Source organism: Halobellus sp. Atlit-38R, assembly GCF_003665925.1.
In the GTDB taxonomy this organism is placed as follows: Archaea; Halobacteriota; Halobacteria; order Halobacteriales; family Haloferacaceae; genus Haloquadratum; species Haloquadratum inordinatus.
On sequence record NZ_QXIJ01000336.1, the window covers coordinates 1 to 455 of the forward strand.

The 455-nt window shown below is 55.6% G+C and carries 1 pseudogene; it reads left to right on the forward strand.

Going from position 1 to position 455, the window contains the following annotated elements:
• A pseudogene (locus tag D3D02_RS21740) lies at positions 1-190 on the forward strand (hypothetical protein); the annotation flags it as partial.
• Between the last annotated feature and the right edge of the window lie 265 nt (positions 191-455).

The window sequence follows — 455 nt, forward strand, 5'->3', positions numbered from 1 at the left end:
ACTCGTGGGGCTTGCTGCTCAGGTACTCGATACAGAGCAGGCGGATCACGTCGTTCTCTTGACGACCGACAAACCGGCGGGTCGGGCGGCCGAAACACTCCTTCCTCAACATGGCTTCAGTGACCGTATCGAATTCCGATATGTCAGCGTTGAGTATCTCGAGACGATCACGGCCAATGAATTTCGATAACACAGCGACGAGGTGAGGACCGATGAACGACGATCATCCTCCCGTTCCAAAACAACTCTCGCCGAAGCTATGAGCGTTACCCCTAGAACAGGGGATAACGTCGCGGTGGCGATGGCAGGAATTATTGACACAACCTGCTCGTGAGGTGGGGGTTCGCCGCACGGGGCGCTGGCAGCCGTACTGATGATGAATAGACGTGAACCGTGTCCGACGACGTTAACCTATAATCCACGTTTGAGGATTTCGACGCGTGCGTCTTCCCGGA